Raw genomic sequence first — 21,613 nt, 5'->3', positions numbered from 1 at the left:
CGTTTGCGGGACAGCCCTTAGGCAACTTGGCCGACCGGAGCCCCGCGACGACTCGACCACCAATTGGGAATCGCGACTCGATCGCTTCGTAAGACAACGTCGGCGAGGTCGTCTGCCGGAACGGTGTGACGACGAGCGGGACAGCCTGTGGGGGCCGTGCGCGCAGGAAGACGCCGACCGCGCGGAAGCCGAACGCGTGGCGCGGCGCCGGGCCGAAGAGGTCACGGCGCGTGAGGAGGCCGAAGCGGAGGCGAAGAAGAACCGCGGGCTGTTCGGACGCCGCCGGTAGTCGGCCCGCCCCCCGGGACGATTTCTGCAGCGGCCGGGACAGGCGGTCCGGCCGGAGGTGAGGATGAGCACCGCGAACAACGTCGTGAGGGGAGCGGAGCAACGTGGGACTGGTGCGCGGGGGCTGTGCGGTGGTCACCACGTTGACGGTGGAGGAACACCGGCAGCTGGCCACCGGAGTTCGGCTTCGTTTTCCTTCTTCCTGGCCCGTGACCGAAGTGCGTGTAACGCGTTGTTCTCGGCGGTGCTCGCATGTCCATTCCTCGAGGGTGCGGCCCCCCGGGGCCCTGGCCACTGCGCCCGGTCCAGGGCCCCGGGTCTTCGTTCACGCAGGCGGCCGACATCGGTGGTGGTGGTCAAGCCGGAGGCGTTCGCGGCCTGGACCTACGGCGGCGGTCTGCCTCGGCAGCCGGTGTCAACGACATGCCGCTCTCGCCGGGGAGCACTTGGACGCCGACGCGGCCGAACACAAGAGCCGTTCACGCAAGACGCTCGGCTGGGAATCCCCAGCCGAGCGTCTTTGTGAACGGCTCACGGCCCATCAACCGACCGCCTGGTTGTGACGGGCCTAGAAAGCGCCCTCCTGCGGTTTCGGCAGTCGACGGGCCAGACACCATGGCCCTCAGGAGGGGCGTACAGCAGTGTTCACGCTGCTGCCCTAGTCGGCCGAGCCCAAGGGGCATCGCCCGTTTCTGGCTCGTCGACGAGTGCCGGTAGGCGTCTTGCGTGGTTAGAGAAGGCCGAGGTCGAGGTCGAGTCCCGGTCCCGTCTCGGCGTCGGCGTCATTCCTGGCCAGGGTGTCCTCGCCGCTGCAGATCTGCTGGACCGAAACTGCGGTCGCCGGGCCGCTGCCGAGGAGGGTGATGGGCCCGGTCGCGAGGTTGATGAGGCCGAGCTGGAAGGTGTCATCGCTAACACGGGACCGCTGCTCGCACACGACCACGTTGCCGTCCTTGCCCTTGTGCCGGCCGTCCGGGTGGCCGTAGCCGTCGCCGGCCGCGGCGACACCGGCCCCGAGCATGCTGAAACTCCCGAGCATGGCAGCTACCAGGGCAGCATTGCGAAGCTTGCGCATAACATCTCCACTTCCGTCAGAGTCGACGTGATCAGTGATGGGTGGAACCCGTACAAACTGGGAATCTAGGCCATATTCGCACCATTTTGACCACAACACGCCGAGGTGTCACCCTCTTTCGGAGGCCGGGCGGCCACGGCGGTGACCGGACGGGGTCGCCCGAGACCTCGGTGCGGGCCGCCTCATGATCAATACGTGGCCGGCACCTCTGATTTCCGTGCCATGCGGGAAGCGCGGCCCACCATGTGGGCAATGGTCAAAGCGAACGGGTCGTGCTTCCCCGCCGCTGGATCGTCGAACGCGAACTTGACGTTGTCCTCAACACCGGTCCCGGCTGTGCTGGTACGAGCGCGGAGTCCGGCCCGCGTGAGGCGTCCGCGCTCCCGGCACCGACGCGTTGGGTGGTGCGCCGCCACAGCCGTCCCAGGAGCCGGTAGAAGCGATCTGGCAGGAACACGGCGTCCGCGACGATCATGGCGCCGGAGAAGAGAGGCAACCCCATGAGCACTGCGATACCGATGTGCATGCACAGCAACAGGGCGAGGACGGGGTACTTGAGCCTGCCAAAGAGCACGAACGGGAAAGCAACCTGCAAGAGGACCGTCATGTAGCAGGCGAGCGCGATGAGGACGGGGTACTCGTCCACGAGGTGGGAGAGTGCGGGCCAGGGCTGGAAGAGTTCGAGGTTCAGAGCGTAGTGGAGAGCGGTGCCGTTGCCCCAGGAAGCGCCCTGGACCTTGTACAGGCCCGTCGATCCGTAGAGGAAGCAGACTTGGGCCGCGATGACGAAGATGCCGCAGTTGTGCACCACGGTGGTCAGGGTGCTGCGGGCGTCGCGGAGTTGCTGCGAGAAGAGGCTCCGCACCGGCTCCGGCGTGTCGCCGGCACGAGCCGCTTTGATCCGGCCTCTGCGTGCGTCCAGGGACCAGCGCCGACCGCACGCGGTGAGGACGAGGTAGACCGCCATCAGCAGGACCAGGTTGTCGCCCCCGTCCGTCATGAAGATCGCTCGCGCATGGAACGAGACCACCACGACGGCGAAGAGGACGGACATGACGCGGGTACGCCAGCCCAGCATGAACAGAGTGGACGTGACGAGGGCCATCGCGTAGCAGAGCTCGAAGTAGGCGCGGCTGTCGGACAGGGTCAGGATGCTGTTCCACCCGGTCTGATCGAAGAGCTGTCGCGCCAACGCAGGCGTCCACGGGGAGCTGGGGCCCCAGATCTCGTGGCGGTGCGGGAACTCGCGCAACAGAAAGACCAGGTAGAGCAGTCCGTAGCCGATGCGCAGCACCGACGCGGCGTACAGCGACACCGGTCGGTCGGTCACAAGGTGCCGCAGAGTGCGGATCCGGTCGACGGTCCACTGCGCAGCGCCGGCGGACACGGTCTCTTGGCCCGTTGGCGGTTGGGGTGCTGGTGTCGTGGGGTCGGTCTTGGGGGTCTGCTCATTTCCCATGGGCGGTCACCTTCCACCAGGGCAGAAGCCGGGTCTCGGCGGGCGTCCGCGGGCGGCTGCTGGTTGCGGCGCCGGGTACGGGGATGGAATGTGTGACGACACGAAGCTGAATGAAGTCGAATGTGCCGCTGTTGCGGGCAGCGACGCGGTCCGCGGCGATGTTGGTCAGATACTTCTGAATCATTACGGCGCGTTCCGTGCGTGCCTTGTCGTCTCCTCCGTGTGTTTCGGTGTAGGAGGTCCAGGCGCGGCGCAGCAGGTTCTGCGCCGTGTGGCTCGGGAACGCATTGTGGTCGACTGCCGAATTGTCCACGGCAGTCAAGTCGAACCAGGCGCTGACCTTGACCGATCCGTCGGCGCCTGTGTGTGCGGTTCTCACCAGAATCTGCCGGTTGACGGAGTCGGGGTCCGGGGCGAAAAGGCGCCAATTCTGTTCGAAGTATGGATATACCCATGCGTTGATCGCAGGGCTGTATCTCTTTGAGACGGTGTTGGCGGGCGCCACATGAAGGAATACCAGAACGACGTGGACGAGTGTCGTGACCAGACACAGAAACACGACGGTGCGCAGTCCTCCCTTCAGCACACGGGCACCCCGCTGCCGCCTGCCGGCGGCGACCACTTCTCCATGGCATTCCGGTGAGGCCGGACCGGAATCGGACTGCTGGATGTCCTTCACGTCCGCTGATTTAATCCCGCGCGACACGGCCCACCTTGTCTTTCTCATTTCAGCTACTCGCGCCTGACGTTTTTCTTCTCACTGTCACTGAAGGCGCACGGCGGATTCGATGAGGATTCCGCCGTGCGCCGTCATGTGATGAGCGGGCTTACCGCAGTGTGCTACCTAGCCCTTGTGGCTTACGGGCTTGTCGCCGTAGCCGTAGCTGTAGACGTCGTCCTTCTCGCCGTGGCCGGGCTTGTGGGGCCCTCCGTCATGGCCGTGGCCCGGCTTGTCGTGGTGATGCCCCGGCCCGCCCGGCTTGTCGTGATGGCCAGGCCAATCGGGCTTGTCGTGGTGGTCGGGCTTGCCAGGCTTGGCACCGGGCCCGCCGGTCGTGTTTCCGGCGATGTTGCCCTGCGTGTTCCCGCCGGTGGTGTTCCCGGCTGTGTTGCCCGCAGTGTTCCCGGAAGTGTTGCCCTGCGTGTGCCCGGCGGTGTTGCCCTGCGTGTTCCCAGCAGTGTTGCCGGAGATGCTCCCCGAGGTGCTTCCGCCGACGACGCTGACGATGGGTCCGCCCAGGACACCTCCGCTGATCAGGCCACCGGTGGTTCCACCGGTGGTCGCGCCGGCAGTCGTGCCGTTGGTCGTGCCCGTCGTGGTTCCGTTGGTCGTGCCGGTGGTCGTGCCGGTGGTCGTGCCGTTCGTGGTTCCGGTGGTCGTGCCGTTGGTCGTTCCACCGGTGGTGGTCGCGCACCCGCCGAGGAAGATCCTGTTGGTGTCAAGCGTCACGGCGCCGTTACGGGCCAGTGCACGGCCCTCAATGTTCGCCCCCGTGGTCACGCTGATCGAGGTCAGAGCCATGATCGTGCCCACGAAGGTGGAGTCGGTGCCGAGGGTGGCCGAACTCCCGATCTGCCAGTACACATTGCACGCCGAAGCTCCGTTCGTGAGGAGCACCCGGCTGGAGGACGCTGTCGTCAGCGCTTCAGGAATCTGGAACACCCAGACGGCGTTGGGGTCTCCCCCAGCGTCCAGGATCAGATCGCCGGTGAGTCCGACGCCGGATACAGCAGTGTGGACGCCCGGAAGCAGCGTGTCGCCATTGCCGATTCCCGCCGGAAGCGCGAAGTCAGTGGCCTGGCCGGCCGCGTTGTTGTACGCCTGGACCAGATCGGACTTGGCCTGTTCTGCGACAGCGTCCGCAGAATGCACCTCGCCGAGCACCACGCCGGGCGGGAACCCGCTGATGGCCGTCCCCGGGTGCACCCCCAGGTCGTGGTCAATCACGGAGGGGCCGGTATTGGTGACCTCCGAACCTGCCAGAACTGAGAAACTGGCGGCTGTGCCCAGAGGTACGGGTGTCGCGATGGCCAGCGCCTGCGTCGGCGTAACAGCAACCATTACGGCGGCGACTGTTGCGGCGAGAGCCGAGGCCAGCCAGCCGGACAAGGTGCGGCGCTGAGCCGCTTGAGGGATCTTCCGATTCATTGAGAGGCCATTTCCTGTGGGGGCCGTGGCGTGGCATACCGGGCCCTACTGGTTGCCCGGGAAGCCGTGTTCATGTCGCTGCATATTACGCAGAAATAAATTCTGCGTGCCCGACGGTAAGTAAGGGCAGAGGGGACCTCATTACGCATTCAACGGCGCGGGGTGCGATGAAAATATGTGAAGTCGTATTGTGCATCATCTGACATATCCCTCCATGTGCAGGGTGCTATTACTTCAAATGAGGGACAGCGCCTACCTGTTCATTAGTTCAAACCAGCCGTGCTTGGGGAAGTGCTGCCAACCAGGTGATCTCACGACCTCGCCGCAGACGGGCGTGGCGAATCAGCCTTCCACTCACTTTGGCCGTGCCGCTTGGATCGTCTGATGGTGTGCCATATATGCCTCGTGGGTACACACCCTGCGGACTGGTATTGAAGCCGCGGGCAGTCGGCCGTGAATTGTCCTGGAGAGAGTGCAGGCACTCAGGCGCTACTGGGTGTCCTAGGGGATGACGGTTACTGTTCCGTGCGGTATCACCAGGGCATGCGGTATCCGCAGGGCGGCGGGCTCACCGCCGAACGGCAAGTGTTCCGGGAGCAGTTACGGCTGCCGAGCGGTTTGGCCGGGGCGAGACGAACGCGGTGATCGCCAGGGACCTGTGAGTCAGTGGCTGGTCTGTGCAGCGGTGGCGGTAGGCATGGGCCGAGGGCGGTCCTCGGCCGCCGAGGTCGACAAGGAATGTGACTGGCTCTCCGTGTGATCGAGGCAGTGCTGGCCGACCACGAACGCTCCACGTGCCCCGGACCAGGGCGGCGCACTTTCCCACCGTCCACCCGCACCCGCCGACGGGCCACTTCGTGCCTCATGAGACACACCGAAGTCTGGAGACCGACGGCTACCGCCGGCCGCGTCACCGCAACGCTGCGCCGCCCGCAGCTGATGGTCCTCGGGACGTACGACGAAGACGGGCGGCTGCGCGCGGTCGGCCCCACCACGCCGCTGAACCCGGGCACCACACAGCAGCTCGCCGGCCGGCTCACCGAGGGCCCACCATCCGTGGACCCGCGTCCGGTTACCGCCACTGGGGCAGCCGCGAACCCCTCGGCCCGATCCCGTCATCCCCGAGATGATCGCCAAGAGCAGCCCCGACACCGCCATCGACCGCAGCACTTGGAGCCATCCACTGCGCTTCACACGGCTACGCCGGGACGCAGGGGGGCTGACGTGCCGCTGTTCGGAGACGGCACACTCCCCCTCCAGCGGCTGACGATCCCGCTCCGCGCTCATCTGGCCCGGACCTGGGCCAGTGGGTGATGATCACGCGGCTGCTGGGGCCCATGTGGAGGGACGGCCTTGTCGGCATCCGGCAGGGCGCCACCTCATGCAGCAAGTGCTGGAACGACTCGCGCGCCACCCAGCGATCTACGCCTGGTCGAAGTCCTGCTCCCGCAGAGCGTGGGGGGCGATCAGTGGCGGATAGACACGCACCAGGCTCTCGTCGATGGCCAGTTCGCTGCCCTACCGACTGCCGGGCGACTACAGCGGCTTCACCCATGCGGTGACCCGCACCCACTTGGCCGCCTGCGCCGCCACGTCGAGGGCAGCCCATCCGTGACGCCGGACATGGCCTGGGGCAAATGCCGGTGTAACGGTCCATTTGGGATGCCCCCGAACGCGACGGCACGGCGCTTGATCGACAAGCCCAGTTTCATGGCAATCTGCGGGCCGGAACAGTGGCTTGGGGCCGGAGGTGCACCGCTGGTGGCGGCGAACAGTAATCCCACCGTCAGGAATCGCCGCCTGGGAGCCGAGCTCCGCCGGCTCCGCCAGGCCAGTGGGCTGAAGAGCACCGAAGTGGCGCAGCGGCTCATGGTCTCCCAGCCCAAGATCAGTCACCTGGAGAACGGCCGCCGCACCATCAGCCCCCGCGACGTACGCGATCTGTGCGCGATCTACGGAGTGACGGACCAGCAGGTCATCGACTCGCTGATGCGGATGGCCAGGGAGTCCGGACAGCCGGGCTGGTGGAACGTCTACGGCGACATTCCCCAGAGCGTCTACATCGGCCTGGAAGCGGACGCCGCCACCATCCATGCCTACGAGCCCCTGGTGATCCCCGGTCTGCTGCAGACCCCCGCCTACGCCCATGCCGTCATCGGGGAAACGATTCCCCCGCTTGCTGCCGAACAGGCCGCCACACGTCTCAAGGTGCGGCTGCGCCGCCAGCACCGGATCTACGACCCGGCCTGCCCGCTGCGTCTGTGGGTCGTACTGGACGAATCGGCCCTGCATCGCGTCGTCGGCAGCCCCGACATCATGCGCGAACAACTGGAGCACCTGAACGCGATCAGCGCCGAGCCGCACATCACCGTGCAGATCCTTCCCTACACCGTGGGAGCCCACCCGGGCCTCTCGGGACAGTTCTCCATCCTGAGTTTCGCTGACAGTCCCGACACAGTGGTGTACCTGGAGCGGTTCACCAGCGATCTCTACCTGGAGAAACCATTCGACGTGCAGCACTACAGCGTGATGTACGAGCACCTCCAGGCCCAGGCCCTCAACCCTGACAGCAGCCGCGACTTCATCACCGACGCCACCAAGGCGTACATCAACGCAGCGAGCCGGCCCGGATACTCCACCGTCACAGCCAAGGACTGCTCTCGATCAGGTGCAGCGCCCTGACGGCACCTGGGGCGCGCTCGACACCCGCCGCCTGTACCAGCAACGTCGTGGCCGCCGGGACGCTCTGTACCCTCACGACGACCGGCGAGGTGTGCGAGGCGCTCGGGCTGGCGACCGTGCCCCGGGAGGTGACGCCGGGCCTCGCCCGGTCATGGAGATAGCCGGCGTCGACTCCTAGCTGATTGACTGGTCCTCCACCCGCCAGTCAGCAGATCGAGCAGGCCATGGAGGGCATCACCGACAAGTACGTCAACAAGCACGGGCGGCTGCCCGGCGAGCGCGGCCGCCACGGACTCGGCTCGTGGGTGGCGCAGGACACCCGCCCGGAGAAGAAGACCCCGCGCCCCCTCCACCAGCTACGCGCGTGGTGGCGCGCGTCAGCGACGCCCCGCTTCGGGCAGCAGATGGTCGACGGACTCCTGGAGCGGTGCCGTACGGCCGGGTCGGCGATCCGGCACGGGTGAGCCCTCTGGTGGACACCGCGCTCGCCGCCGCCGTCGACGTCGCCCCGTCGTCTTCACCGTGCGCCGCGCAGCACCGGGATCATCGCGCGGCTGTGTGAGCCCGCCCCGCGAAAGCGTCCCGTCATCGACCGGCTCAGAATGTGTTGTGGCGGCGCAGGCTGAAGGGCCGGCCGTCGGGATCGACGAGAAGGCGGTACAGAGGCAGGGAAAGAGCTTTCGCCGGCTGCGAGAGGTTCGGCGGGCGGTAAGTGCGAAGGCGGCCGGGAGGCCGGGGCCCGCGCCGGCCGCTGTCGTGCCAGGAGTCCAGGGCGGCGGCGCTCGCCGCGAAGGTGCCGAAGGCGCCCACCGGGTCGCAGAGGATGTCCGGCGCGTCAGGGGCTCGGGGTTCCCGCCTGTCCAGATGCTCACGCGAGAGCGCCAGCCGCAGGTTCCGGGCGTAGCTCCGCGCGCCGTCGCCGAGGCCTCCGGGGTCGCGCGGCTCACGTGGGTCGGCGCTCTCGTCCAGGACGGTGCAGTCGAGTTCCGAGTCGTGGGTCCAGGAGCGGAGGTTGATGTTGTCCGACCCCACCGAGGCCCAGACGTCGTCGATCACGCACACCTTGGCGTGCACGTACACCGGTGTCCCGGTGTGGTTCTCCAATCCGTACACCGCGACGCGCCCCTCACCACCGCGTCGCAGCTTCTCCAGGGCCGTGACCCTGCCGACAAGGTTCATCGGCAGCGTGACCCGGCCGTCCTGCTCAGGGAAGGACGGGATGACCGCGACAAGGTGCAGGCCGGGGTTGGCGGCCAGCGCCTCGGCGAAGAACCTGACCACGTGCGGAGACCACAGGTACTGGTCCTCCAGGTAGATGAGTGCCCGGGCCCGCCGCAGTGCCTTGAGGTAGCCGCGCGCGATGCTGCGCTCACCATCGGGGGCGAAGTCGTATCCGCGCAGCAGACGGTTCGGGTACGTGCGCAGCACCTGGACGGTGTGTGTGCCGCGGGGGAGCGGGTCGGGCAGCTGGGGTGGCAGCGGGTTGGCGTGGGTGTCCTCCCGGTGTGCGCGCTCGCGCAGGCGAGTGACGGGGCTGCGGCTGAGCGGGGCCGGGTCGTCCCAGCGTTCGCGGAAGCAGGCCTCGAGGTCGCCGACTGCCGGTCCGCGTACGGCGAGCTGGATGTCGTGCCACGGTGGGCGCGGTCCGTACGCGGCGGAGATGGGCTGTGCCTGCGGGTCGCCGCGGTGGGTGGCGTCGTCGTTGCGGTTGTGGCACAGGTCGGTGCCGCCGACGTACGCGACGTCGAGCTCGGGGCGGCCGGGATGCCGGAGCACCACGCATTTCTGGTGGTGCGAGCCCCCGGGCCGCACGCGCATGTCGAGCAGGCACTCACCGCCCGCCCCTTCGATCTCCTCGCCGAGGTGGCGGTTCTCTGTCTCGCTGAACTGCAAGCGGTCCAGGTGGGAGCGCCAGACCAGCCCTTTGACGATCACACCGCGCCGCGCCGCCTCGCACAGGACGGTGCCGATCTCGGTGCCGTGACCTGCGAGCCGCTCGTCGGGATCGCCGCGCCAGTCGGTGAACAGGAGCAGGTCGCCGGCGCGCTGCGAGCGGACCGCGGCGAGGAGTTCGCGGAAGTACGTCGCCCCATCGACCAGGGGTTGCACATGGTTACCGTAAGACCACGCCACGTGGTCGGGGCGGCGTCTGTCCAGGCGGGTCGCGGGGTTGCCACGTTCGCGAGATGTCAGCAGCCAGTCGGTGAGTTCCACGACATGGGCCCTCCGCCCATTCGGTTTCGAACGTACGGTTACCCGGTTCTCGCCCGCTCATCCCGATCGGGTCACCCGGCTGCGCCGCTGTCACTCCCAGCCGCGGTTGCCACGGGCGAGCGCAGCGCAAGGCCTGCGGGAGCGTGATCTCTGGCCAAGACACCTGGGACGCCGGGAGCGCGGTCAGTGGTTGATGAGCGGGAGACGGGGTGGACGCGCATAGCGAGAGCAGCTATGGCCTGGCCGCACGCCGCGGGTATGAGGCTCGACGTTGTCGCCGCTCGACGCCTCATCGGCTATCCCGCGTTCCTTCTCATCAGCCGGCGAAGCCTGCGCGTTACCACGACTGCTGCTGCCCCCGGGCCCGCTGCGATCCGTAGGGAGAGTGAGCCGCCGGCCGTCGCGTAGGGCTGGACCAGGGTCACCCCGTGGCGTCGGCCCGGGATGACCGTACGCCGCAGTCCGGACCCGGTGGCGCGGACGCAGGTGTAGAGCGAGGAACCGTCGGCGCAGCGCACCCGGGCCCATACGTCCCATACATCGAGCCGGTGGGCGTGTTGGCCCGCCAGCCTGTCAAGGCCGTTCAGGAGGGCCTTGGCAGTCCACGTCAAGCCGTCCGGTCCCTGGTGCCTTTTCAGGACGTTGTTGTGGGTCAGGCCCAGACGTCCGTCGTTTCGGCGCCGCAGCTCGATGTCCAGGGTCTTCGGGTCTGCCGCGGCCAGCCGTCCGTAGAGCTCGTGCACCGTGATGTGCAGGGCCCCGGGCCACTCCCATATGTGCGGCTCGGCGTCGATGCTGACAGGCAGGCGGCTGAGCGGCTCGCTCTCGATGCTGTCCAGCACGACCTCGGGCAGGTTCGACGCCCAGACGGGACGCCCGTTCACGCACGCGTATGGCGGCAGCAGCCGGGCCGGGCGGCTGCCCAGTCCGATGAGCCTCGCCAGGTCGCGTGGGCGGTCGGCGCCGGTGACGACCCTGGCGAGCCAGCGGGCCGGGGCCTCGGCGGCGCGCAGGTCCGACTCGTCGAAGGAGGCGAGGTGTTCGCGGGTGAGCCGCCACCATTCGGCGTGGTGACGGCTGTCGTGGGTGCCCAGCTCGTGGACGTACATCCGCAGGTCGTGGTCGAGGAACTTCACCCGGGCGGCATGGGCCATCTGCTTCTGGCCGGCCAGCTCGAAGACCTCGACCGCAGTGCGGTGGGCCTGGAGTCTGCTGAGCCAGTTGTCGACGCCGCTGCGGGCCAGTGAGATGGACGGGTGTGCGGCCGAGCGGCGAACATGCCAGAGGTAGACGGTATCGGGGATCAGAGCGATGCGGGGCGACGCGGCGAGCATCCGGGCGGTGAACACGAAGTCTTCGTAGCGGAAGGCTCCCTCGGGAAACGAGACATCGTGCTGCGACAGGAAGGCGCGAGAGTAGAGCTTGTTGACGCACAACGTGTCGCGCACCAGCTCGGGAAACTCGGCCGGAGAATCGTGGACGGCTGTCCGCCGGAACAGCGCGTGCTGCCAGGGGGTGTCGCGCATCTCGGGCAGCTCGCGGCGCAGGCACGCACCCGCGACGACGGGTGCGTCATGACGTACCGCGGCGGCGAGCAGCGCGTCGACCGCGCCGGGCGGAAGCTCGTCGTCGCTGTCCAGGAACATCACATAGGGGGTGGTGGCCTCGCGCAGACCGTCGTTGCGGGGGGTGCCACAGCCGCCACTGTTGACCGTGCGGCGCACGACTCGGACCGTGGGGTGCCGGCGTGCGAGATCCGCGAGCACCGTGGCGGTGTCGTCGGTGGAGGCGTCGTCGACCACGACAACTTCGGCAACGGCCGGGCCCTGGTGCAGTGCGGACAGCACAGCGTTTTTGATATGCCGCGCATCGTTGTAGCCGATCACGATGATGCCGACCTTGCCCGTGGGCCGAGTACGCTCTGTTTCCACTGCCATATGCGCAAGATCCGTTCCGATGACCGACGTTGCTCTCTTCTGGGAGGTCCGTAATGGTGATGCTCTCCACCGGCGCTGACCCGAGCAGTTGTGGTGGCATGACGCGACGGCCCGGCTTCGTCGTGTCAGCGGTCAATCTCGTCGAACAGACGTTCCCATCTGTTCAGTACGACGGGCAGCTCAAGTGAGGCGACGTGGGACTGGGCAGCGAGGCCGTAGCGGCGGCGTAGCTCGTCGTCGTGGGCGAGCTGCCGCAGGGCGTCGGCCAGCGCAGCAGTGTCTCCCGGCCGCACGAGAGTGCCCGTACGCCCGTCGTCGATGAGATCCCTCACGCCTGCGGACAGGTCGAAGCTCACGCACGGTACGCCGCAGCCGGCCGCCTCCGCGAGAGCCATCGGACGTCCCTCGCGCTCACTCGTGAGGGCCAGCACGGCAAGTTCCTGGTAAGCCGCGGCCATGTCCGACACGCTCCCGCGGAACCGGACACGGTCACCGATCCCGAGTTGCGCGGCCTGCTCGCGCAGGGCCGGTTCCTGCGGGCCGTCACCGAAGAGGTGCAGCTCCCAGTCCGGGAGATCGGCGCAGGCGAGCGCAAAGGCGTCGATGAGACGATCCAGCCGCTTGACAGCTTCCAGCCGGCCGACCGCGCCGATGCGCCGGGTGTCCAGCGGGGCCGGAGCGGTGGACGGGAAGGGCAGCGGATTGGGCATCACGGTGGCGTTCGGCAGCCGGTCGCGCTGGAACGCGGCGGCGTCCTCGTCGCTGAGGAAGACCGACTTTTCCAGGCGCGGATAGTGACGGCGGATCAGGCGCAGGTGGGCTGAGCCCTGGGCCTGCACAAAAGACTCGTGGTACTGCCCGACGCCTTTGAGATGCGACCACTCGACGGACGCGAGCCAGTCCACCGCCCAGGGGGAGCCGATGATGACGTAACCGTCCTCCACGGAGGCGAACTGCTGCGTCAGTTTCCTCTTCGCCTCCTCTCGCTCGGCCCGGGCAGCGCGTGCTGTGCGCATCCGGGCGGGGCTGAGCCGCTCGCTGAGGCGCTGTGCGTGCCAGGCCGGGGCCGACGGACTGCTGTAGAGAGTGCTGTGCCGGTAGGCCGGTTCACGGAAGTACTCGTACGGCGCGGCGCTCGGTCTGATACCGATCAGGTTCACGTGGTGCCCGCGCTGCGCGAAACCCTGGGCGAGGGTGTGCAATACCCGCTGTGATCCGCCCATCGAGTCGACATCGATGCCCACCAGGAAGAGATTTCGGTGATGCGCGGTAGTCGGCGTTCCAGAGATCATCTGTTTCCGCCTCCGAAGAACAGGTCGACGACGGTTTCACTGGCCCGTCCGGTCTCGCGGGAGTTGAACATGGCCTGGAAGCGGGCGTAGGCGTCAGTCCACTCCTTGCGCACCCGGTCCAAGTCCCGCAGCGCGTCCACGAGTTCCCCGGTGGTGGTCAGCATGGGGCCGGGGGCGATGTCCGGGAGGTTGTAGTACGTGCCACGAGCACTGGTGCTGTACTCGTCGTAGTCGTCGGTGAAGAGCAGGATGGGACGCCCCAGATTCGCGTAGTCGAACATCACCGACGAGTAGTCCGTGAGCAGTGCGTCCGAGGCGAGCAGCAGATCGTTGATGTCGGAGAAGGTGCGGCCGTCGCGCACGCCGTGTCCCAGTTCGCGTGGCACGGTGAAGCGCTCGTAGTAATGGGGCCGCACCACGACGATCCACTCGTGGGCGGTCTTCTCCACCAGCTCGGTCAAGTCGACTCGGATCGAACCGCCTGAGTTGTTCCCGTCCCGAAAGGTAGGGGCGTAGAGGAGCACTCTGCGTCCGTCGGGGATTTGCAGCCTGGCTCGGGCGGCGCGGGCCCGTTCGAGCTGTTCGGGCTCGTCGCAGCGGACCAGTGCGTCGTTTCGGGGAAGGCCGCACGCCAGCAGCTCCCCGGTGAACTCATTCGCCCGGACGAAGGTGCGTTCGAACTCCTCGCTGGGTGAGATGAGGGTGTCCCAGCGCGAGATCATGTCGCGGTGCTTCTGCTGCCGCTCAGGACTGCCTAGGCGCAGCGAGGGGAGGTCGAATCCCATGTGCTTGATCGCCTGTCCGTGCCAGGTCTGCAGATAGCGGGTTCCCGCCCGTTTGGGGTAAATCGAGGGGAAGCCGTGCGAGTCCACCCAGTAGCGGGCGCGGGCCAGGGCTCGGACGTACTCCCAACTGCCGCGCCTGACCAGGTTCAAGCCCTCCGGGAAATCGGTGCGATCACCCGAATACGACCAGACGGCGCGCAGCGGCAGTCCGCGTCGGACCAGTTCCTCGTAGATGTAGCGGGGACTGTCGGTGTAGCCACGGCCTTCCAGGGCTTCGAACACCACCAGTCCTTTGTCCACGGGCAGCCTCTGCAGCTCGCGGTAGGTGAGAGCCTTGGTGCTCGCCGCATTGAACTTCCGCTGCAACTGCCGTGCCTTCCGGCGCAGTGGCCGTACGCGTGGCACCAGCGTCTCCGCGTGGGCGAGTGCTCCGGATCGCGACCAGGTGAATTCCAGCCGCCCCGCCCCCCTGCCCTCACCCGCTACGCGAACATCCTGGCCGGCGAGCCTGCCGTGCAGCGTCAGACGAGTGCGCAACGGGAGCAGGTCACGGGGCGCGAGCACAATGTCGGTGCGCTTCATCCCCATCCGTTCGAGGACCACCACGGGGTGACGCCGACCCTTGAAACCCTTGGGACTCAGCGGGATGCGCCGGAGGTCGAGCTCGATGAAGGCGGTGTACACATCCGGGCCTCCTCCGCCCAGCATGTACTGGAACGGGAGCTTCAACGGCGCGCCCCCCGCAGACAGCCACAACTGCGCCGTCACCGTCTCGGGGTGGGAGAGCAGCCGCGCCGGGTCGTATGTGCGCAGTACGAGGCGCAGCACGCGGCCTGCCGGATCGAGGGCGTGCACCTCGTGCCGCAGGGGGGCGGCCGGGAAGGGCTGCTCGTCCAGATGCCACTCGCTGATGTCCAGTTCGCGGCTGCCTTCGGCGTCATGGTTCGGGGACGGGTGTCCCCAGTACGTCCGCCCCGATTCCCTGCTCACCCGGCGTGGCGCGATCCTTGGGCGGTCGAGACTCCGGGCGGCCTCCATAGCCTCGCCGAGGCGGCCGGAACGCAGCAGGTACTGGCAGATGCGCTGTTCCCGGCTCACCGGGACGATCGCCTCGGTGGTGACCTCGTCGAGGTAAGGCGTCAGCAGTTCTGCGAACCGTTCCGTCCACTCCCTGTCGCGGAAGGGAAGATCGCCAAGGTAGAGGCGCAGATCGTGGCGGAGGAACTTCTCATCCTTGAAAGGGCGCAGGTCGGCATTGCCGCTCTGGATGAGGAATTGGTCGATGAGCCGGGCCACGGCGATCCGGTCAGCCACGTTCTGCAGTTTGTGGCGACTGGAGGAGATGGACAGGCTGGCGGCGTCAGCCGAGAGCCGCCATGTATAGACGGGCCACGGGACGACGGCGAAGCTCCGGGCCAGGGTGTAGGCCTGGGCCGTGAAGAGCTGATCCTCGTAGTGGATGCCCTCCGGGAAGCGCAGGCCGTGGCGGGCGATGAAGTCGGCTCGGTAGAGCTTGTTCGTCGAGAGGTGGTCGTGGAAGTACTCCGGTGCCTGGCGGACACCTTCGACGATCCGGACCTCGTCGAAGAGGTCCGGATACCACAGCCCGGTGGCCCGGGTCTCCTCGAAGATTCGCGTGACCTCGCCGGTGACGAAATCCACCCCGGTTCGCTCCGCGACGAGCAGCATCGATTTGCAGGCGTGCTTGGGCAGTTCGTCGTCGCTGTCGAGAAACATGACGTACGGCGCCCGCCCGGCCGCCACACCCGCGTTGCGGGGCGCACTGCATCCACCACTGTTGCTGTCCAGCCGGACGTAGCGGACCCGCGGGTCCGCAGCCTGCAGAGCCTGGGCCACGATCGGCGTGCTGTCGGTGGAGCAGTCGTCCGCAATGATCACTTCCAGATTTCGCAGGGACTGGTGGAGTACCGACAGCACTGCGCGGTTCAGGCGATCGGCGTCGTTGTAGACGATGACGACGACGGTGACATCCGGCACAGGCTCCTCATTCCGCTCGATTCGCCCCCTGGGAGACCATTGCACCAAGCTCTTCATTCGGCAGCCACCTGTGACGGCAGGACGGGTTGAGCGCAGTGGCGGCGATTCGGGCCGGGGGAGTGCTACGGCGCGGGCTTCTGAATGCGTTCGACCTTGTAGTAGCGCGCGACGCACTGTGCGACCCAGTCCCCGGAGTAGCCCGGGGTTGCGTACGGCTCGGCGAGATCGCCGATGCGGAGCGGACGGTAGGGCACGACCTTCGATCCTTGAGCGGCCATCCTGCGCACCAGGAGATCCTGTCGATCCCAATCGACCGAACGGGTCACCGTGTCCTTCGCCGTCTCCCGCACGGTGGGGACGAGAGCGGCCACGGCCCACAGGCTTGCGACGGACGCGACCACGGCCGTGGCGGTGACGGCGAACACCATTGGGCGAGACCGGCCGCCGGAGGACTGCCACCTGGTCAAGGCTCTGCCGGCCACTGCGCCGCACGTACACAGCAGAAGCAGCATCGGGAACAGGAAATTGCTCCAGGTACGGACATAGGTCCAGCCAGTGGGGCCGTAACCCATGCGCAATCCGTACGCGACGCCGAAGGAGCACATCCCCATCAGCACAACGGGAAGCAGCGTGAGCACCCAACGGCGAAGGTGGCGGCCGCCCCTTGCCGCTTCAGGTTCACCTGCCGCGGATCGGGCTGTCCTCTCAGCGGTGGCCGCGGCGAGTCCGAGAATGAGCCCGACAGCCACGGCGGCGAGGTACGCTCGCTGCTCGCTGACGCTCTCCCAGATGTGGATCCAGTCCTGGGCCGTGGCCGTCAACTCGGTCGACGACAGCAGAGACGTCTGCTGTGGCTGCTGCGTGCGCCGCCACGCAGCGCCGGGCGACGTGTAGAGCAGTACGAAGCCGATCGTCAGGCCCGCACACCACAAGAGGCACCAGGAGACCGGATACCAGTGCCTGGGGGATCGCCGCCCGGGCAGCAGGACTGCGACCGCGCCGGCGGCGAACACTCCGCTGACAATGGTGAAGGGTTCACTCAGAGTGCCGATCGCGACGCCTGTCACCATGGCGAAAACGAGCGCCAGTCCCTTGGCTGGACGGCCACGCCGAGATGCCCCCAGGGCTGCCAGCCCACTCCAGACCGTCAGCACACTCGGCAAGGTGTGAGAGACGGTCGAGGGCGCCCAGAGCAGTGCCTGATAGGGGCTGGCGCCGGCGAAGAAGAGCAACACGCAGACGACGGTGGCGGCCGCGATCGTCACAGACGGCGGTACCTCCCAGCCGAGCAACCGAAAAACGCCCCGCGCGAGGAGGACCAGCCCCGCCAGGAGGAAGAGCACCAGGAGGAACGGAAGGAGCTTTGGCCCTGTCAGCCCGTGCGCGAAAACGATTCCGGTGACTACGCCATTTGTGATGCGCCCGTTCTGGACCTCATAAAAGTGATTGGCGATTCCGAGAATCCCGAGCTCCCGGCTCATCCAGGCTCCGCACCAATCGTCCGACGTGGGCTGGACGTAGAGCCCGAGGAAGCTGCCCACAGCGAGCAGGCCTCCTGCCGCGACCGCAAGCACCAAGGCGGCGGGGACGAGGACTTTCCGCTGATTGAGTGGAGTGGGAGAGTGCAGCTTCATGTCACCTTGACGGGCCCACTCCCGCCACCTGTGGGCGCCCGGCGCTGTGGCGCTGACAGCTTGTCGCGCAGAGGGTAAAATGAAACGCGGCTTTGTCCGCAGTGGCTTACCCATCGCACCCATGGCGCTCTGGCAGTCTGGATTGGCGGTGACGTAAGGATGATTTTCCTTCTCCTTCTGGCCATTCTGGCGATTATGCTGATGATTTTGGGCGGCGTTATCGAGAACCTCTCCGCTGACGGTCAAGATGAAGATGAATTCTATTAGCGTGGCGCCACCGGTCGCGCCCGTGGCGCTGCGGTGGCTCGCTGCCGGTCGTGCCGCGGTCACGGTCCAGCCAGAAGAGCAGCAGGCCGAGCGTGCAGGCAATCGCCGACCAGTACATGTAACGGTAATTCGTCACCGGCAGGATGGGTAAGTAACCGAGCACATAGGCCGCTGAGCTGATTCCGAGGGCTCGGACCGGCATCGCGAACCCCCCGCTGCCCGGGCGGATCGCCAGGACGACGGCGATGGTGAGCCAGAACCATCCCGCGAACAGGACCGGCAGGTCCCTGGCCGCACCATCGACATACGTCTGGAGCGCTCGCCCCAGTCGGGGGTGGGAGAGCTCGAGTTGCAGGTCGTTGGCTGTGATACCGGGGTGGTATTGGTAGCGCGGCTCGAAGAGGAATTGCGAGAAGATTTCCAGTCGATACTGGAGGTAGCCCGGCACGTGGCTGGTCATCTCGCTGATCCACAAGGATGTGATCTGGTCCGTGTGAGCGACAGCTGTGAACGGTCCGTGCTCACCTCGTCCGTAACAGGCCCAGTAGGTGTCCGACAAGGCGTTGATACGGGCGCACTCTTTTGCCGCAGCCACGAGGTGTTCCCGCAGGTCCGGTGACACGGCTGCCGACTGCAGTTCGCTGACGCTCAGGACGTGAAGCAGGTCGTCCAGCATGATCTGCGAGATCTGACTCGTCTTCACCGGCCGTTCGACGGCTGAAATGGTGGTGGTGGACGCGACCAGGCCGATGGCGAGAGCCGCCGAGGAGATGATCCAGACTCGGCGGGCAGGCTTGCGCCACAACGCGAGTACGAGCATCACGAAGACCGGGATCGCGGCGAAAATCGTGTTCTTGCGGACCAGGATGGCGTAGACCAGGAAGAGCACACCCACGCCGAAGAGGACCCATCGCATGGCGCGGCGGTCGGCACGCAGGCGAAGGCCGCTGAGCGCGATCGCGCTGGTGACGAGAAGCGCGAACGCCATGTGGACGTCTTTCCACACCACTCCGACGAAGGTGAGGATGTGGGGGAGCAGCCCGATTCCGAGGACAGCCAGGGCGCCCGGACGCCTTGCCGTGGATTCTTGAACGCAACACGCGATCACCCACAACGCCCCCCAAAAGACGACGGCCTGCACGACAGCCATGGACGCGGGCGTACCTGTCAGGGCGATGAGGGCGCGCCAGGCCAGGCTCATGACGGGTGGGTGCCAGTCGCTCAGAGGTTCCCTGCCCATGGCCTGCTTGAGCTGGTACAGGGAGTCGTTGCTCAGGTATCCGGGGGAGAACACCAGAATGGTGGCCCAGCAGCAGACCGCAGCGGCGACTGTCAGCACCCACATCCGACGCCACCAGTGACCGATATGTCCAATGTGCCGCATGGGGTGTGATGCTAACAGCGCGGACAGGGCCGGACGCGTGCTGCCGTGCGAGGCTAACCCCGCGTCAGGCCGCAATGAAGACATATCGTCGGTAGGTGAAGAAGCGGAACAGTGTGGCGAGAAGCCAGCCGCAGATCCGGGCGGCGTTGTCGCTGAGGGCCGAGTCGAGCCCGAGTAGCTGCCTGGACAGAAACACCGTGCCGACCGTGATGGACATGCCGATGATGTTCACGAAGGTGAACAGGGCCAGCTCGCGGATCACGTTCTCTCGATGCTGCTGCCGATAGGTCCAGTAGCGGTTCGCGAGCCAGCTGAAGACTGTCGCGGCGCCCGTGGCAAGCGCCGACGCCTGTAAGGGCGCGGCATGCATCGGCCCGCCGCCCGCCCCGGCCCCGGGAAGGCCGAAGACCAGCAACGTGTAGCTGCCGTTGTCCAGTACGAAGGCCAGCGCTCCGACGGTCCCGAACTTGGCGGCCTCACGCCACATGCCGCTGATGGCGTCGCGCACGCGAAGAGCCAGAGACTCAAGAACCGACACGAAAGGGATCATAATGGTCACGGTGTGCCTGCAGCGGTCCGGCATCCCGGTGTCGCACCATGAGCGCAGGATCCGTCTTCCCGACCGAGGAGAACCTGTGCGCCCGACGATCGCCTGCGTCGTGCCGTGCCACAACGAGGAAGCTGCCGTCGGCAAGGTGGTACGGGATCTAAGAGCAGCGCTTCCTGAAGCCGACATCTACGTCTACGACAACAACTCGACCGACCGCACAGCGGCGATCGCACGCGAGGCGGGTGCGATCATCCGGGAAGAGTCGCACAAGGGCAAGGGCAACGTCGTGCGGCGAGCCTTCGCCGATGTCGACGCCGACGCCCTGCTCATCATCGACGGAGACGACACGTACGACGCGACACGGGCACGTGACATGGTCAACCTGTTGTTCGAGGGGCCCTACGATCAAGTCGTCGGCACCCGCCAGGTGGCCGCAGACGACGCGTACCGTCCCGGGCACTCTGCCGGGAACAAGCTGTTCACCTCGGCGGTGCGAACACTGTTCGGGCGCGATGTGACGGACATGCTCAGCGGTTACCGGGTCTTCTCGCGGCGCTTCGTCAAGTCCTTCCCCGCGCTCTCCCGCGAGTTCGAGATCGAGACCGAGATGACGGTTCACGCGCTGAGCCTGCGACTCCCCACGGCAGAGATCGCCGTCGGCTACACGGGCCGGCCGACGGGAAGCGAGAGTAAGCTCCGTACCTATCGGGACGGTTGGCGAATCCTGAGCCTCATCCTCAACCTCGCACGCCGCGAACGGCCCTCGCTCGTCCACACAACCATCGCGGGCCTGCTCGCCCTCGTCGCGGTCATTCTTGGAACCCCGGTCGTCGTCGAGTTCGTCCGCACAGGCACCGTGCCACGGCTCCCCACGGCAGTCCTCGCGGCCACGATCATGACCATCGCGGCCCTCGTCCTCCTCTTGGGCTACGTCCTCACCTCGGTCACGCACATGCGCCGGGAGCAGTCCCGGCTCATGCACCTCGCCTACCCAGCGCCCGGGGCGGAACGGCGCCGCCTTGACCCCGACGTCAGCGCAGTGGAGGCCGGCACCACCGGTGACTGAATCGCTTCAGCGGATGGGAGGGGGTCCAGAAACCTGCGAGCCAAGACAGGCTCCCCAGCCGGTGCGCCAAAACCTTCCCGCCCAGGTCCGGGTCGGCGGCCGCCCCGTTCGAAGAACCGGCGTCCGGCGCCGCGTCACGAGTCGGGCGAGTCCTCGCCACCGGACGAGGCATACTCCCGACCAGCCCATCACAAGAAGGGCACCAAGCTCCGACGCACATAATGACCACCGCCCGGAGGTCGGCCGTCACCGCTGTCGGACACCCTCCGTATGCTGCCGCCCATGAGCATGAACGGGGAGTACCTACGTGTCACACCTGCGGAGCTGGATCGGGCCCTGAAAGATCCCGAATGGGCGTTGGACCTCGCCGAGGAGGTTCAGGACGCACAGGAGGAGAGCGAGCCCGCACCGGCCGACGCGCGGCACTTCACCACGCGCCAGACATGGCACCTGCTCGGATTCCTTCTGCAACGCTCCGCTTTCCCTGTCGACATCGTCCAGGGCGAGGAACCCCTCGCCACCGATGACTGGGGTTACGGACCGCCGCGATACCTGACCCCAGACCGGGTACGGCTGGCCGCTGACACCCTGCACCACACCACGTATGACCAGCTCATCCAGTGTGTCGATCCCTCCGAACTCACCAAGGCCGAGATCTACCCCCAACCCTGGGACTCGCCCGCCTCACTGGAGTGGGCCCGCGACGTGTTCACTCCCATGACAGAGTTCTTCCGGGGAGCTGCATCCGCCGGTCACGCGATGCTGATCTGGATCGATTAATCCATCGGGACGGCCCGGACATTGAACGACAAGCTAAGCCTTGATCCACCGGC

15 protein-coding genes and 1 pseudogene are annotated in these 21,613 nt (G+C 66.9%); 5 read left to right on the top strand and 11 right to left on the bottom strand.

From position 1 onward, the window contains the following. Positions 1-289: pseudogene (locus J7E96_RS36920) on the top strand (hypothetical protein); the annotation flags it as partial. 729 nt (positions 290-1,018) lie between these two features. Here the strand turns inward: J7E96_RS36920 and J7E96_RS36915 are convergent. From J7E96_RS36915 to J7E96_RS36900, 4 genes are all read right to left on the bottom strand, one after another. Next, complete coding sequence (locus J7E96_RS36915; RefSeq protein WP_215138314.1) at positions 1,019-1,363, bottom strand: hypothetical protein; 345 nt, start codon at positions 1,361-1,363, stop codon at positions 1,019-1,021. Between the two features lie 256 nt (positions 1,364-1,619). After that, on the bottom strand, positions 1,620-2,822 hold the full coding sequence (locus J7E96_RS36910) for an HTTM domain-containing protein (RefSeq protein WP_215138312.1): 1,203 nt from the start codon (positions 2,820-2,822) through the stop codon (positions 1,620-1,622). Further along, positions 2,812-3,501 (bottom strand): DUF5819 family protein, encoded by a 690-nt coding sequence (locus J7E96_RS36905; RefSeq protein ID WP_308296317.1) that lies wholly within the window; start codon positions 3,499-3,501, stop codon positions 2,812-2,814. The genes J7E96_RS36910 and J7E96_RS36905 overlap by 11 nt, the downstream gene beginning before the upstream one ends. Before the next feature lie 165 nt (positions 3,502-3,666). Further along, entirely contained in the window at positions 3,667-4,971 is a 1,305-nt protein-coding gene (locus J7E96_RS36900) for an ice-binding family protein (RefSeq protein WP_215138310.1), read from the bottom strand. Between the two features lie 1,761 nt (positions 4,972-6,732). Here J7E96_RS36900 and J7E96_RS36895 point away from each other — a divergent pair. Both J7E96_RS36895 and J7E96_RS36890 read left to right on the top strand, forming a co-directional pair. Beyond that, complete coding sequence (locus tag J7E96_RS36895) at positions 6,733-7,653, top strand: helix-turn-helix transcriptional regulator (RefSeq protein ID WP_215138308.1); 921 nt, start codon at positions 6,733-6,735, stop codon at positions 7,651-7,653. 182 nt (positions 7,654-7,835) lie between these two features. Continuing rightward, complete coding sequence (locus J7E96_RS36890; RefSeq protein ID WP_215138305.1) at positions 7,836-8,117, top strand: hypothetical protein; 282 nt, start codon at positions 7,836-7,838, stop codon at positions 8,115-8,117. A 133-nt stretch (positions 8,118-8,250) separates the two neighbouring features. Here the strand turns inward: J7E96_RS36890 and J7E96_RS36885 are convergent, their stop codons facing one another. The 7 genes from J7E96_RS36885 to J7E96_RS36855 form a co-directional block, all read right to left on the bottom strand. Further along, positions 8,251-9,762 carry a phospholipase D-like domain-containing protein gene (locus J7E96_RS36885; RefSeq protein ID WP_308296316.1) on the bottom strand — a complete coding sequence of 504 codons (1,512 nt, stop codon included), beginning with the start codon at positions 9,760-9,762 and terminating at the stop codon, positions 8,251-8,253. A gap of 401 nt (positions 9,763-10,163) precedes the next feature. After that, positions 10,164-11,804, bottom strand: coding sequence for a glycosyltransferase family 2 protein (locus J7E96_RS36880; RefSeq protein ID WP_215138302.1), 1,641 nt, complete (start codon positions 11,802-11,804; stop codon positions 10,164-10,166). A 125-nt stretch (positions 11,805-11,929) separates the two neighbouring features. After that, the gene (locus J7E96_RS36875; protein ID WP_215138300.1) at positions 11,930-13,096 is read right to left on the bottom strand and encodes a glycosyltransferase; all 1,167 of its coding nucleotides are present in this window, start codon (positions 13,094-13,096) and stop codon (positions 11,930-11,932) included. Next, a complete protein-coding gene (locus J7E96_RS36870; protein ID WP_308296315.1) occupies positions 13,093-15,879 on the bottom strand; it encodes a CDP-glycerol glycerophosphotransferase family protein in 2,787 nt (928 codons plus the stop codon). The genes J7E96_RS36875 and J7E96_RS36870 overlap by 4 nt, the downstream gene beginning before the upstream one ends. 122 nt (positions 15,880-16,001) lie before the next feature. After that, on the bottom strand, positions 16,002-17,759 hold the full coding sequence (locus J7E96_RS36865; protein ID WP_215138295.1) for a DUF6056 family protein: 1,758 nt from the start codon (positions 17,757-17,759) through the stop codon (positions 16,002-16,004). Beyond that, entirely contained in the window at positions 17,731-19,164 is a 1,434-nt protein-coding gene (locus J7E96_RS36860) for a hypothetical protein (protein WP_215138293.1), read from the bottom strand. Before J7E96_RS36860 ends, J7E96_RS36865 begins: the two co-directional genes overlap by 29 nt. 64 nt (positions 19,165-19,228) lie before the next feature. Beyond that, positions 19,229-19,702, bottom strand: a complete 474-nt coding sequence (locus J7E96_RS36855) for a GtrA family protein (protein WP_308296314.1) — start codon at positions 19,700-19,702, stop codon at positions 19,229-19,231. Between the two features lie 97 nt (positions 19,703-19,799). On the opposite strand from J7E96_RS36855, the gene J7E96_RS36850 reads away from it, so the two are divergent. Both J7E96_RS36850 and J7E96_RS36845 read left to right on the top strand, forming a co-directional pair. Continuing rightward, a complete protein-coding gene (locus tag J7E96_RS36850; RefSeq protein WP_308296313.1) occupies positions 19,800-20,780 on the top strand; it encodes a glycosyltransferase family 2 protein in 981 nt (326 codons plus the stop codon). 282 nt (positions 20,781-21,062) lie between these two features. Continuing rightward, positions 21,063-21,560: a YfbM family protein gene (locus J7E96_RS36845; protein ID WP_215138286.1), complete on the top strand. Its 498-nt coding sequence runs from the start codon at positions 21,063-21,065 to the stop codon at positions 21,558-21,560. Positions 21,561-21,613: the final 53 nt, after the last annotated feature.

It is taken from the genome of Streptomyces sp. ISL-96, assembly GCF_018614035.1.
Lineage (GTDB): Bacteria > Actinomycetota > Actinomycetes > Streptomycetales > Streptomycetaceae > Streptomyces.
The sequence above is the reverse complement of the archived record's forward strand: the minus strand, read 5'-3'. Positions and strand labels throughout refer to the sequence as shown.

What these genes read in the sequence shown, in the direction of transcription:
- J7E96_RS36910 (WP_215138312.1), bottom strand. Translation starts at nt 2,822, where the DNA reads ATGGGAAATGAGCAGACCCCCAAGACCGACCCCACGACACCAGCACCC.
- J7E96_RS36915 (WP_215138314.1), bottom strand. Translation starts at nt 1,363, where the DNA reads ATGCGCAAGCTTCGCAATGCTGCCCTGGTAGCTGCCATGCTCGGGAGT.
- J7E96_RS36860 (WP_215138293.1), bottom strand. Translation starts at nt 19,164, where the DNA reads ATGCGGCACATTGGACATATCGGTCACTGGTGGCGTCGGATGTGGGTG.
- J7E96_RS36900 (WP_215138310.1), bottom strand. Translation starts at nt 4,971, where the DNA reads ATGAATCGGAAGATCCCTCAAGCGGCTCAGCGCCGCACCTTGTCCGGC.
- J7E96_RS36875 (WP_215138300.1), bottom strand. Translation starts at nt 13,096, where the DNA reads ATGATCTCTGGAACGCCGACTACCGCGCATCACCGAAATCTCTTCCTG.
- J7E96_RS36845 (WP_215138286.1), top strand. Translation starts at nt 21,063, where the DNA reads ATGAGCATGAACGGGGAGTACCTACGTGTCACACCTGCGGAGCTGGAT.
- J7E96_RS36880 (WP_215138302.1), bottom strand. Translation starts at nt 11,804, where the DNA reads ATGGCAGTGGAAACAGAGCGTACTCGGCCCACGGGCAAGGTCGGCATC.